Here is a 15,209-nt window from a genome sequence, read left to right on the forward strand (position 1 = left end):
TTTTCTGGACTTGATATTTTTCTTGTTATACACGTTTTATTAATAAATTATTTTTGGGATAAAGGTGTGCCTAAGAAATTTGTGCAAATAATCTCTAATGTTAATGATAATAACGGTATCTTTTCTCTTTGTTTAATTAAACAGAGATAAAACTTTATAGAGAATAGAATGATAATAATCATGAATCAAACAAGCTTTTAAAGGATATCTAATTGATTTTTCATTATTTTTTTGACTATTAAAAGGTCAGAGGGTTTGCCCTATTTTATACCCGTCATCTTTCAAGTTGCTGCTTTGTTGGCTGCGTTCACTTACCCCAGTCACATAGTTATCTATGCTCCTGGGGATGCGTTCTCTTGCCGCCGCGCTGCAATTTGAAATCTATTGGGTATATAAGAAATTGAATATTCAAAGCAATCGCTACATTCGTTAGATGTATGGTTTTGGTCTTAATTTCAACGATAAATTAAAGGACGATTGATGGGGAAATCATCAAATAGAAGTACAGAGTACTTCTTTACTGGAAAATATTACGACGATAATAATGGTAATAGTATTACTGCTATTGGTGTTGGTGGTGAAGTTTATGCTTATGGCGGAGATGATGATGTTATTGTGGGTTCATTAAAGGTCGATGTATACCATACGAATGGTGAACTTTCGGTAAAGGGAGCTTCAGGTTATACCGGTATTCGTAAAACGGGAAATGGCGGCCTGTCATTTGCAGGTGCAGCCGGGACGGCTTTTATTGATCACACCGGTGAAACGGGGAATTTATATTATTCGGGTGCGGCTGGCTATAACAAACTAGTTCGTAAAGGTTTATCTGGTGATACCAGTTTTAAAGGTGCTGGTGGATATAATCAGTTATGGCATGAAACTAACCAAGGCGATTTGTATTTTGCTGGTGCAGGAGTTGCTAACGAAATTGACCGTACTTGGTTTAACCGTTATCAAGGCACTCAAGGAGATGTGACATTTAATGGTGCAGGTGCTGCAAATAATATCAGTTCGCGAGTAGAAAGTGGCGATATCACTTTGAATGGTATTGGCGCTGATAATCATATTGTGCGTAGAGGTAGAAAAGGTAACATTATCTTGCGTGGTGCGGGCGCATCAAATCGCATTGAACGTATACGCCATAGTGAAGATGTGTATGAACAGACACAAGGTGATATTACTCTTGAAGGTGCGGGTGGTTATAACAAACTCTATTCTGATATTGCCCACGGCAATATTTATTTTACTGGTGCCGGGGCTTATAACAAAATTACCCGAACCGGTGTGAAAAATGAAATAGAATTTGCTCGGGCTAAAGATATTATCATGACATCGGCAACAGTGGAGGGCCGTTGGATTGAGCAATCTCAGCAAGTTACAGCGATTAAATCCACCATAGAGCCAGATACTTATCTTTTTGCATTTGCTGATGAAGTTAATACCAAAGTTGTTGCTGTGCGGCTACAGAATAATCCTGATACCGGTGAGCTCCGTTATGACTCCACTTCTTGGTATAAGAAAGGTCACCATCTTAAGAACTTGGCAGCGGAAAATATCTCTGTAAACAACGGATTTTTCCCGATTAAATACGAAGGGGCTATCACTCTCTCTAATATTAACCTTATATATCGACAAAAAAACACGATACAGGGTGTTGAGGAAGCATTATTAACAGATAAATGGGTGACTTATGCTGGTGGTACGAATGTTAAAGCAGAAGATGTCACACTGAATGATGCCAAAATGGGCGGATATGCAATTGGTTCAGACGGTTTTAAAGTCGATGTTTCCGCGGTTAAATCGAACGTTCAACCGAATACTTATGTGTATGCGGCATTTTTGGAGCCCTATACCAAAGTGGTTGCGGTTAATCTGAAAAATGATCCTGAAACAGGAAAACTGAAATATATTGCAAGAGCTTGGTATAAAAAGGGTAACCATACAGATCGTTTAGTAAATGAAACGTTTTCCTATCCTCATGGTTACAAATCAATAGGTGCTGGCTATACCTTAAGTCAGCTTCATTATGATCTAAATGTAAAACACGATGTCACTGATTCTTTGACTAATCTTGAAGGTTATTCTGAGCAAGATCTTATCAAATTATCAAGAACGGGTGGTAATAGTGCTGGTGATATTTATTTCAACGGTGTAGGTGGTGGAAACATTATTATATCCAATGTGACGCACGGTAATATTAATTTCACCGGAGCGGGTGCGGCTAACGTTATTCTGCACAATTCAACATTTGGTAATACGCATTTTGAAGGCGGCGGTGCTGCTAATGTGATTGTAAAAAGTGGTGAAGAGGGCGATCTATCGTTCCGTGGTGCTGGTTTAGCAAACGTCATTGTTCACCAAAGCCAGAATGGAGAAATGGATATTGACGCTGGTGGTGCAGCAAATGTTCTCGTGCGGGTCGGGGATGGGCGATATCTGGCTCATCTTCTGGCTTATGGCAATATCTCAATTCACAAAGGCAACGGTAACAGTCGAGTACTGATGTTGGGGGGATACAATACTCATACCCAAATAGGTGATGGTAGCGCGGATTGGTCTGGGGTGGGCGGTTTTAACGTCATCACCCAAGCGGGAAAAGGGGATATCTCCTCTGTACTTTTGGGCGGCGCTAATGTGTTGACTAAGCTCGGCACGGGTGATCTGGTTTCTGGCATGCTTGGTGGTGCCAATATTATCACGCATCTCAGTGATGAGACTGAAACGTCAAACACCACAGCCATAACATTTGGCGGAGCCAATATCCTGACTAAAAAAGGGAAAGGTAATGCACTGACGATAATGGGCGGTGGTACAAATGTCCTTACACATGTTGGTGACGGTAATACCACGGGCATTATGTTAGGTGGCGCAAATATCTTGACCAAAGTCGGACAGGGTGACACGACTGGCATCTTGTTCGGCATTGGTAACGTATTGACCCATGTTGGCGGTGGCTTGACATTGGGCGTGATGGCAGCAGCAGGCAATATCTTCACTAAAGTCGGGGATGGTACATCTATTGCGGCTATGGTTGGCGCGGGCAACCTCTTTACCCATGTTGGCAAGGGGGATGCGTGGGCGTTGATGGGCGGTGCAGTAAACATCTTTACCAAAGTGGGTGACGGTAATGCGCTGGCACTAATGATCGCGGCTGGCAACGTGTTCACCCATATTGGTGATGGCACAAGTGTTGCCCTGATGCTGGCAAAAGGCAATATCGCGACCAAAGTGGGTAACGGCATAACTCTGTCAGGGATGATTGGCAAAGCCAATGTGTTTACTCATGTGGGTGATGGCAATACCTTTGCTGCCATGATCGGAGGTGCCAATGTGCTGACTAAAGTTGGTAATGACATGACTGCCGCCTTAATGATGGGTAAAGCCAATATCTATTCGCATGTGGGTAATGGTACCAGTATTGGCTTGTTCGCTGGTGAACTGAACGTGATGACCAAAGTCGGTGATGGTACGACATTGGCGGCAATGTTTGGTAAAGCCAATATTATGACCCATGTGGGAGATGGCTTAACCGGCGTGTTAGCACTGGGTGAGGCCAATATCGTTACCAAAGTGGGTGATGATTTTATGGGAGTCGTTGCAGCGGCGAGAGCGAATGTTATTACGCATGTCGGCGACGCGACAACTGCTGGCGTACTGCTTGGCAAGGGCAATATTCTGACCAAAGTGGGGAATGGTACGACAGTTGGCCTGCTTATTTCCGATATGGGTAATGTTATGACTCATGTCGGCAATGGTTTGACCGTGGGTTTCGCCAAAGGTAAAGCCAATATCATAACCAAAGTGGGGAATGGTACTGGGATTAACGCCGTTTGGGGAGAAGCTAATATCCTGACTCATGTCGGTGATGGCAACCGTTACAACTTCGCTAAAGGTAAAGCAAACATCATTACCAAAGTGGGAGATAAGCAGGAAGTCACGGTCGTCCAGGGGGCTGCTAATATCATTACCCATGTTGGCAATGGTGATGATTACACTGGAGCTTGGGGCGAAGCCAACGTTATCACTAAAGTGGGAGATGGGCGTAATGTTGTGCTTGCCAAAGGTAAAGCTAACATTGTCACTCAGGTGGGTAAGGGCGACAGTTTTAATGCCTTATGGAGTGAAGGAAATATCGTCACTAAAGTCGGTGATGGTGTACAGGTTATTGCGGCAAAAGGTAAAGCTAACATCACGACCATGGCGGGAAATGGTTTAAGTGTGACCGCAACGCAGGGTGATCTTAATGTAAATACCAAAGTGGGTAATGGTGTTTCAGTTAATGTGGCGTGGGGGAAATATAACGTCAACACCACAGTTGGAGATGGCCTTAATATTGCGGTCATGAAGGGTAAAGGCAATACCAATATTCATGTTGGTGATGGTCTGGGTATCAACGCCTTTTATGCACGTAATAATGTGGCGATTAAAATTGGTAACGGTGATTTTTACAGTTTTTCTGTGGCAGAAAGCAATAAACTCCCTTCCCTTTTTGAGAATATCAAACAGACAGCATTAGGTGTAGGAGGCAGTCAGGCCATCAACTATCTGATTCAAGGGGATGAAGCTAACACGTCCGGGACACATCAAGGCAGAGGCGCGATTAATTTAGCGGAAGTTTCTGCTATTGATGGCTTTCAGATGGATGAAATTTCGCCGGTAAATTCAGATTTAAACCATCGTCTCAATGGTGCTGTAACCGCTGTGGAAACCCCGGATGTGGGGTCAATAGAAAGTGCTTTGAATCGAAAAACGCGATCTGTATCAGCTCAGAATGAAAATCTGATCATTAATGGTGACTTTGAACAAGGTGATCGGGGTTGGCAATCAACCAATGGTATAGAAGCATATGGTTCAGCGAATACCTATGGTCTTGATAACGCCGGCCATGGTGAGCGAGTTAGTGAACTTGATGTCGATAAAAACACCACGATTTACCAGGACTTGCAAGACTTGTCTGAAGGAGAAGTGATTTCACTGAGCTTTGATTTTACTAATCGTCCAGATGCTTATATTACTCAAAGTGGTATGGAGGTTTTTTGGAACGGAAAACAGATATTCTCAACGTCTGGAGATACTGCGAAATGGCAAAATAAAACGCTGAAATTAACGGCAACAGCCGGCAGGAACCGCATTGAGTTTAAAGGAACCGGTTTGAATGATGGCATAGGCTATATTGTGGATAACATTATTGCGAGATCTAAGAATCCACGAGAAACCAATGTTGTTACCGAACATGTGAAACAGGATAAAGCGGCGCAAAATGCGTTAAGTGATAAAGAAAAAGCGGAAAAAGATCGCCAACTACTGGAACAGGAAAAAGAGAAACAACTGGCAGCCATTGCAAAATCGCAATCCCAATTAGAATTAACGGATCAGGCTGCGCTTAACCAAAGTGGGCTGATACAGCGTAATGCGATAGAAGCAGAAGCACAGGCGGAGACTGACAAACTGATTTCCATGACGCAAGGTTTGGATATACTTGATAACTATGCCAATTACAGCGGTCAATCAGGTAACCCGTGGCGCAATCAGTTTGCTAGCCAATTCCTGGACCATATTCAGGATAAGTTGAATGACACCAAATTTATTGCACAGCGAAAATTAACGAATGTCCGACAATCTATTACGGATAACCAACAACAAGTAAAAGAAGCAGTTAAGAAATCCGAGGTCGGCGTAGCGCAAAGTGAACAGCATCATGCCAGTGCAAAACAAGATATTGCAGAGGCTCAGAAAAAAGCAGCGTTAAGAAAAGAAGAAGCATTATTGCAACAACAACGGGCCAAAGAAGCGGAAAATGACGCAAATATTGCCCATCAAGGGGCGGAATATCGGGGTAAACGTGATATTGCTGCGGCTGCAAGTAAGATTGCTCAAGTACAGGCAGATGCTAAAGAGGCAAAACAGAGTGATTCCAGACCTGATCGTACTGGTGCTGGTGGTAGTGGTTTGTCTGGCAAAGCCTACGAATCGACAGGAGCAGGGGAAACAAGTCGTTATATTGATCCCGAATTAATACCGGAAGCTGAAAAAAAATTCTACAAGGGATTGACCGAAGAAGAGCTACAAGCGTTGGATGGTGCCAAACAAGCGGTTGATCGTCTACAGATAAATGCCGGTATTCGCGCAGAAAATACCCGCGTTTTAACTACTTCAAAATTTGCCAAAGCACAATCTGCCAAAGCACAATCTGACGACGTAGTGATGCCAACTTCGAACAGCTCAGATGAGCTTGTCAGAAAAGTGCCGCGAATTTCAGGCATTAATCTGGAATCGTTGGGGAATGATGTCAAAATAGAGCAGAAAAATTCCGCTATATTTGAAAGTGCAAAATTTAATTTATTGAAAGAGGGAAATAAGCTATTTATCAATCCAAATGTACGAACATTGAGGCGGAAAAGGCAACTCAGTAAAGCGCTGACGGCTGTACGGGATATTTTCTATAAAACGATGAGCCATTTTGATGAAGAGCATGTGATGCAGTTTGAGCAGGCACTTTCTCATTGGCAACAGAGTAACTCAAAGGAATTTGCTCTGCGTATCAGTCAAGTGAACTTAATACGTTTTAGGATGGGCCGGATGATGGAGCACTTGCAGGCCCAGCGCGCCGAATCTGCTGGCGTCCTTGGGATCGCCGTGGCGCCTCAACATGTTGAACGACTTAATCAACGAGTCATATTTGATGGAACCGGACGTATTGTCGGTTTGCAAGGTAGTGTCACCCAAGACGAAATTAATCAACTTGTTAAATGGAAAATTACACCTTTAACTCGAAAAAACTCGACTGCTGAACGGGAGGCACCTAAGACCGAAAGTGAAAGCCTCATTGTTTTCATGAGCCGATTGGAAGCCGCGAATATCCCGGAAGCGGGGCCTTTGATTGAACGGGCCAGGGAACTCTGGCTCACCGGACAAGTCACATCTCAAGAAACCATCCGGTTATTTAATGATGCGGTTAGCCAGTTACATGCATACCCTGAGTTACATGGTTTGGTATTGTCATTACAGGCTGACGCTCACAGAGAAAAGTCAACTACCCAATATATTGACAACTTATTTGGCCGTCGTTTTGATTCTGAATTGGCGCATACGTTGGTGAAAACCGCATCACCGGATGTGATAGCCGCCTCCAGGCGGATAGGTCAGTTTCTGGTGCAGGAGTTTGAGTTATATATGCAAAGTACTTCTGGCTCAACCGAGCATGACCGGCAGATTGCTATCAGGATGCAAGCTTTTGCCGAAAAAATTAAAAAGGATATTCGTCCTTGGTTCAGTCGAGTACCTGAACTGACTACATTCTTGCAAAAACCGACCTTTGATAATTTTAAGATTATGATGACCAAGGTGGATAACGGTTTTGAAATGATCAAAATTCCGTTTCTGGCGGTAAAAATGTCGAACACTGATGGTATGGGGTTACATTTATCTCAATGGAAGGCGGAAGCGGATATTTTCTATCGGGATGAAGTCTATAAGGCTCGTTCCACCAGTAGTAAGTTAACGAATATGGCTGATGTTACTTACAAAGTGAAGTTATCTGAACAGCAAACTAATGATTATGGTATTGCACTACCTTACCAGCCATCTGGTGATCAATATGAAGATTTTCTATATGGCAGAAAGGTTGCAGCGGGCAGAATACTGACGCCCGGACAGGAAACCGCACTTGAGCGTAACGCACTGGTACAAGGGCATTCCGTGGTGACGGGAGCCTCTGGATCAACCAATATCATGGTTCACCTCAATAACTATATTGCTAGTCAAGATCCCACTTTCTCGCAGGAGCAGGCATATCTTAATACTTTGGTGTTTCTGGTATTTGATGGTGGTCATTCGGTTAATGAAAGTTTGGTGGTCTACAAAGCGTTGCAGGAGACCGGTGATGAGCGCCGGCAGGTACTGCAAAACTACACTGCTAGTTATAGGGATCTGATGGATATTGCCGGAGATAAAGGAGAACTATGGATAAATCAGGCATTAAATAGTGCATTTGAGAAGACCCAACATCTTTATCGAGAAAATACCCCAGAGAGAGAACAGAACGACTCTTCGGTGGATGCATTGCAAGCGTTATCGGGCAAAAATAAAACATCAGAGTTAGTCTCCGGTTATCAACATAAAAATCGGGATACGGTAAAGAATTCGCTGCAAAAGAGGGGGGATCGTGAAATGCGTTTTGGTGGTCAGATCATTATTCAGATGGAAAATGACCCGATTGTAGAAAAGGCAGCACTCAATCTGGCGGGTAAACACCCGGATTATAGCGTCATTGTTAAATTCGATTCTGACGGCAAATATCATGTCATTTACGGTGATCCTGACAGCTTATCAGGTAAGTTACGTTGGCAGATTGTTGGTCATGGCCGTGATGAATCGGAACACAATAACACGCGCTTAAGTGGTTACAGTGCCGATGAATTGGCAATAAAACTAAAGCAGTTCAGTCAGAACTTTGAGCCGGCAGGTAAACCTGATCGTATCAGCATTGTGGGTTGTTCACTGATTAGTGATGATAAGCGGAACGGTTTTGCCTATCGTTTTATTACCGCTTTAGATGAACAGGGCATCCGTAGTGATGTTTCAGCGCGTCGTAGTGAAGTGGCTGTTGATGCAACGGGCCGTAAATTTACCCGCGATAAAAAGAATCAGTGGGTTAACAAATTGGATGATAACAAACTGGTATTGCGCTGGAATGAACAGGGTGAACTAACAACCACAACAGAAAAATTGCGTCGTGGTGTGGCTGAAAGCGATATCAACCTCGCCAGGGTGGGGTACACAGACGCTGATTCGGTAGCTAAAGGAGCAATTGCGGATAATCATCATATTTTCACTGCGCCAGGAAAGCATAAAAACAGAATAGAGATCAGCTCCAACCCTCAATCGGATAAGCCGCTGAGTTACACCGGTAATATACAGGTAAACGTGGGTGACGGTGAGTTTACTGCGGTCAACTGGGGAACATCGAACGTGGGTATCAAAGTGGGTACCGGTGGTTTTAAATCACTGGCTTTCGGTGATAACAATGTGATGGTGCACATTGGTGATGGTGAAAGTAAGCACAGCGTTAATCTTGGCGGCTATCAAGCACTTGAAGGGGCGCAGATGTTTATTGGTAATCGTAACGTCAGTTTCAATCGGGGGCGCAGTAATGACTTGATTGTCATGATGGATAAATCTATCCCAACGCCACCGTTAGTTAATCCATTTGATGGTGCGGTTCGTATTACTGGCGTATTGAAGTCGATTGCTCGTTCCAGCGAAGAGGGGAACTGGTTGACGGCGCAAGAGCGGCAGTGGACGTTATCTGGGGCAAAGAAGTTTGTGCAGGATATGTCTGGCTTAGACCAAACTAGTAGCGTGGACTACAAAACACTGGCTGATCTGGATTCGCAGCATGAACGCAGTAGCCGTGGTTTGAAAAGTGACACGGAAGCAGCATTGAATAAGAAATACCACCAATGGTTAAGTAGCAACGGCAACAATACTGAAACGGGCAAAATAAGTCGTGCGGGTAAATTCCGTCAGGCCAATGAAAAATTATCCTTCAATTTTGCGGTAGGTGGTCAGGGTGCGGATATTCAGGTTACAACAGGTAGCTGGAACTTTATGTTCGGTGATCATATTCAATCGATTCTGGATACCAATCTGGGTTCACTGTTTGGTTTGATGACGCAGCAGTATTCAACAACGGGCATGGCGAAGACAACATTTACCTACACGCTACAAGACTTACCGCGTCAACTTAAAAACAAATTGCTTGGTCGGTTAGCCAGTGTGAATGCAGATACCACTTTAGCGGATATTTTTGCTGTGGATTACACCCCTGAAGGACAGATTGTTTGCCGTACTGGCGAACCCGTTGATGGCGAGGCGATTCTGAAAGAAATGCTGGAAGTTATTAACAAGTTTGGTGGTGATCAACTACGTGCTTTCACTGATCCGGATAAATTGATCGATAATTTGAAACAGAACGCCGATATGAGTGCGGATAGTATTGAATCATTTTTTGTCACCCACGGGCTAAAAGAGAAAGCGCCTGATGAAAATCGGGAAAAGAGTGTGCTGGCTGCCATCAACAATAGGAATATTCAGGCGAATGACAAACCAGAGCGTGCATTGGGCTTTAATTCGCTGAATTTGCCTAATCTGTTTGCGACGATATTCAGCGAAGATAAACAACAAGAGATGAAATCGTTAGTGAGCAATCTGAAAGAAAATCTAACCGCAGATCTGCTCAATATGGAGCAGAAAACGTTTGATTTCTTGCATAACAGTGGTCATCTGCAAGGGGATAGCGATATCCATGTATCGTTGGGGAACTACAATTTCAACTGGGGCGGTGACGGTAAAGATCTCGGTGCTTATCTGGGCGATAACAACAATTTCTGGGGAGGTCGTGGTGATGATGTTTATTACTCAATTGGCACCTCTAACATTTTTACCGGTGGTGAAGGTGATGACTTGGGCGTTCTGATGGGACGTGAAAATTGGATGTTTGGCGGTAAGGGTGATGATACCGCCGTGGTCGCCGGGCGCATTAACCAGGTATTTATGGGCGAAGGTAATGATCAATCCTTTGTCTTTGGTGAAGGTGGCTTTATTGATGCCGGTAATGGACAAGACTATGTTGTCACCTCCGGTAACTATAACCGGGTGGATACTGGTGAAGATCAGGACTATGCTGTGACCATCGGTAATAACAACCGGGTTGAGTTAGGTGAAGGCAATGACTTTGGCCGAGTGTTTGGTAATGCTAACCGAATTGATGGCAACACGGGTGACGATGTCATTAAACTGATGGGCTACCATGCGGTGATTAATGGTGGAGAAGGTGATGATAACCTGATAGCAGCCACCATTTCGAAATTCAGCCAGTTTGACGGTGGTGATGGTCAAGATCTGCTGGTTCTGGGGGGATATCAGAACCGCTTCCGGGGCGGGGCAGGCGTAGACAGCTTTGTGGTCAGCGGTAAGGTGATTGACAGTCAGGTTGATGATATCAATGCAGAAGATATGATTGTCTTTAACGGAATTGATTGGCAAAACCTATGGTTCCAGCGTAGTGGATACGATTTAGTGTTATCAGTGAACCGTCGTACTCAGGATAAAACGGCTCAGGGACTCTTTGAATCGGTGGGTTCAATCACCTTTAATGATTACTTTAATGGTCATCGTGCCAAGATGGTGATTCATATGGAGAATAAAGACTCTTCAGAGCAACGTGAATTCACGGCACTTTCTGATAATGCGGTTGATTCATTAATCCAGGCAATGAGCGGTTTTGCTCCGACAGCCGGTGATAATGGTTTTATTGAAAGTCTGGATAGTAAGGCGAAAGCGGTCATTACAACAGCGTGGACGGATACCGTGATGGGAAAAGGAAAATTTGCCTGATTAATTTCGCTATAAGATAAGTAAAAAAGTTGTCGTAAAGTAGATAGCATACTTAAATTAAAGGATAACCAATAGGTTGTTATTGAGTATGCTATTGAATCTCCTGTTCATTGAATATACCTGTTATCTTTCAAGTTGCCTCTTTGTTGGCTGCGTTCACTTGCCGCCGCGCTGCAACTTGAAATCTATTGGGTATAAATTAAAGCAGGATTGACGGCAATATTTGACGAGTTTGACGTTGAACTGAGGGAACGGAGTGACCGATAATTTTACACGTTTCTCTCGATGAGATTTGTTATTGCTCTCCTTATGGATATCCGTTGGTAAAAGCTGTGAAAAATGATAACCATAAATCTAAAGGGTAGGGAAAATATTACAAGATATTTATTTTAATATTCCCCCTAAATTCCCCCCAAGAAAACCAAACTATTATATGAAAATAACACCAACCTATTTAATATAATATATTTTGCTGATTGAAACCGTACTGTGATTAAATAAATATAAATTTATTTTTTCCGCTTTTTTTTCTTTTTTTTCTTTTTCTTCACCTTGCTTTTATTTTCAGTTTCAGTTTCAGTTTTAGTTTCGGTTTCCGGATGTCGCTGACGTATGGCTCCAAACTGTCCAGCTAGTTTAAGAACCGCTTTTTTATTGATAAACCAAAAAGACAGACAGGCCGTCTGGACAACAATTAGGCTCCAAAACAGGCGGATAATATCTTTTGTGAAGGTTAAATAGATGACAGCGACACAGAGTAAATTGATAAAGACAGAGGTTAATAAACTGATAGCCAGTGTTTGAATAACCTGGCTAATTCCCCGCGTATAGATAAAGGGACTTAGGCAGAGTATCATACCTATAGGGCCAAAAATCGCAATGGTTATTAAAATACCGTGGTTACTACGGATAGCATCAACAAATCCGAATAAATCAAATGGAATGGTAAACATGGACTTTATCCTTGCATAGGTTTCAGCATCGAACTGGGTTTATATCTTAATATCCGGGCAAAAATTATATTGGGAAACTGCCTGATACCCATATTGTAAAGGGCAACGCTTTTATTAAAGAATTCACGTCTGTCTGCAATCTGATTTTCCAGCAGAGTAATCTGCGCTTGCAAATGTTGAAAAGTCGGTTGACTGATTAGGGTCGGATAATTCTCTGCCAGCATCAGCAATAACGACAACTGATGTTCTAATGCATTACCTATCTTCACTTTTTCATCGATTATTTTTGTACCGAGATAATTTTTCCTGACTGCTGATAGTTGCAGAAAGAATGATTTTTCATGGATCATTGCCTGTTCCGCGATTGTGATAAGCTGTGGAATTAAATCAGCCTGCTTTTTCAGTAAAACATCAATATTAGCGAATGCTTTATCCCGGTATTTTTTTAGCATGACAATTTTATTAAAAATCCCCAGAAGATAACGAACCGTGACAAGCAGAATAATGGCTAGAATAAGAAAAGAGAGAATATATTTATCCATTGCTATATCTCTAAAATAACCATTGCAATAACGGAGATTCACGATAAAAAACCGTTAAATGATGAGAGTGATATTTATAGGGAACAGTCAGAATAAAGGCAATTAATATTGCTGCACTAATGACGGTAATCGCAAGATTACGGCGCATTGGTGCAACTTCATTCCAGGTTTCTAAATATCTCGTCGAAGTAATCCCCAGTAATTGATGAGGAGCGGTCTGAGTAATAACAACCTGATCGTCTTTTTCAACCGCTGTACCAATAATGAGATATTCTTCATCTGGAAATAACAGGTATTCTTGGTAAGATATGGAATTGGTTTCATAATTCTGATAAGAAGAAAAATTCACAAATGTCAGCGTCTCTGGTGTTGCCTCAATACAGACTGATCCTGAATCATCGGTTAAAGTGAACTGACTGATTTTTTCTTCCGAATGGCGCAGAGAATAACGTTTGCTGCCTTCAGAATCCCTGCTGACATCATATTCATAATAACGATAACCATAGCATAACTTTTTACTCAGTGGACTTTTGAATTGTTTTCCATTTGTTATTTTTCCTTCTATTTCCACCAGACCCATAGCGATTGAACGGATTTTTGATGTGGGTAAAATCTGTTGAAATTTAAGGAAGTTATTTTTCGGTGTTGTTTTCAGTCGGCTAGATATAAACAGTAGGACAAGTAAACCAAATAAGGCATAGGGTGAAACAAAAAAGGCAATTAAGAAAATGACAAAAACCGACGAGCCTAAAATCACTTTCCAGGTTACCTTGCTGGCGGATTCACCGGACTGTCGGGCTTGTTTGTAACGTCTTGCGGCACTTTTTCCGAATGAAATGATGATTATCGGGATCATTATGGCAAGGATAAAAAGAAAGGTGCAAAAAAATATATAGAAAAATGACTTAAAAGGATCATCGAAATAGCAAACTGTGCTGGTAACGATCAATGCGGATAAAGGAATGGAAAGCCAGTGGAGGCGTTTAAATCCCACCACTTCTTTTAAAAGGAAGTCAATGAGATAGATTAATATGCAGGAGAAAGCAAAAATAAAAAAGGCCATGGTTCAAATTACCTATCACAGGATTTATCATCTGACTTATTTAAACTTGATGCCGTCATAGGCTTTTTCTTCCTGACGGATTTCTAATAAAGGTAGTTCCTGATAATGGAACATGTGGGCAAAAATCAGATCAGGAAATAGATAAATTGCCGTATTATACTCCGTTACTGCATCATTGAACATTTCACGACGATGAGCAATTTTATTTTCTAGATCTGCCACTGCTGTTTGCAACTGTGAAAACTGGGAACCTGAAATCAGTGTCGGATAATTTTCGGCGATGGCGAGTACAGAGCGGAATGCATTGGTCATTTCATTGGAAGCTTTGATTTTATCTGTGAGGGTATCGGCATTAAAATATCCCTGTCGTGCATCACTTAACCGAGTGAAAATATCACGCTCATGTTCCATGGACTTTTCCAGTAATGTCACAAGCTGCGGGATCTGTTCAGCACGCTGTTTTAAAATAACATCGATATTGGCAAATGTATTGTCTGTCTGTTTTTTCAAGGCAACCAGACGGTTATAAATTGTGATCCCCCAGCCGATAAGTCCTATAGCAATGACGGAGATAATAATGGTGGTTATTGTCATTTTTTTCACAAAGGTTCAGATATATATTATCCAGTTTAATTCATGGTGGATTGAATTATCAAGTGCAACGCTATGTTTATCTAACGTAACTCGTCAAAAATGACTTTTGGCTGTTTAATTCCCAAAGTATTTTCGTGGCTTGTCGTTCAGTAATTCTTGATATCGGGGATATGGAAGGATAATTTACCACGGGGTATGTGCCTTGGTAGTGACTAATCAATTGATAATTGAGGGAGAAGGGAATATTGGATAGCTGTTTTTGACATTTCCCAGAGACCCATTATCAGAAAAATATCAGGAATATCCCTACGGAGTGCTTCATTACCAAGTAGTCGGTCAACGCGTTTAATTTTATGTTTGACGTAAACATGTCCTGGTAAAAAAACGCCCAATACTGGTTAACGTAAGAGAAGCACCATTAATCAAAGCTATGGTGGCATCGATTAATGCATTCTGACGATATTTATGAAACGGCGCTAAGGAATCTTTGAAAAAGTTATGACAGACTTTACGTGCAGGCATAGCAGTGACCTTATTGACTTGGTGGGATAATCAGTAGATCACACAACGCTATGTCTGTCTATTTTCTGGGGATTCCTCAGCGCATAGCGGGTGGTTTTATGTTTAAGAAGCTGACGCTACTTAAACTGGCTAAAGCCA

At 42.2% G+C, this 15,209-nt stretch carries 5 protein-coding genes and 1 pseudogene; 1 reads left to right on the forward strand and 5 read right to left on the reverse strand.

The features are described 5' to 3' along the window. The first annotated feature begins 480 nt into the window (after positions 1-480). Positions 481-11,397: an MARTX multifunctional-autoprocessing repeats-in-toxin holotoxin RtxA gene (rtxA, locus tag EAE89_RS10505; RefSeq protein WP_214085775.1), complete on the forward strand. Its 10,917-nt coding sequence runs from the start codon at positions 481-483 to the stop codon at positions 11,395-11,397. 509 nt (positions 11,398-11,906) lie between these two features. Here rtxA and EAE89_RS10510 read toward each other — a convergent pair. The 5 genes and pseudogenes from EAE89_RS10510 to EAE89_RS10530 form a co-directional block, all read right to left on the reverse strand. Further along, complete coding sequence (locus EAE89_RS10510) at positions 11,907-12,350, reverse strand: hypothetical protein (RefSeq protein ID WP_214085776.1); 444 nt, start codon at positions 12,348-12,350, stop codon at positions 11,907-11,909. 5 nt (positions 12,351-12,355) lie between these two features. Beyond that, complete coding sequence (locus tag EAE89_RS10515; protein WP_054476758.1) at positions 12,356-12,892, reverse strand: LemA family protein; 537 nt, start codon at positions 12,890-12,892, stop codon at positions 12,356-12,358. Between the two features lie 10 nt (positions 12,893-12,902). After that, a complete protein-coding gene (locus EAE89_RS10520) occupies positions 12,903-13,955 on the reverse strand; it encodes a hypothetical protein (protein ID WP_214085777.1) in 1,053 nt (350 codons plus the stop codon). Between the two features lie 36 nt (positions 13,956-13,991). Next, positions 13,992-14,549, reverse strand: a complete 558-nt coding sequence (locus EAE89_RS10525) for a LemA family protein (RefSeq protein ID WP_214085778.1) — start codon at positions 14,547-14,549, stop codon at positions 13,992-13,994. 287 nt (positions 14,550-14,836) lie between these two features. Then, positions 14,837-15,071 (reverse strand): annotated as a pseudogene (locus tag EAE89_RS10530) (IS4 family transposase); the annotation flags it as partial. Positions 15,072-15,209: the final 138 nt, after the last annotated feature.

The organism is Photorhabdus heterorhabditis, from assembly GCF_018448905.1.
Classification (GTDB): domain Bacteria; phylum Pseudomonadota; class Gammaproteobacteria; order Enterobacterales; family Enterobacteriaceae; genus Photorhabdus; species Photorhabdus heterorhabditis.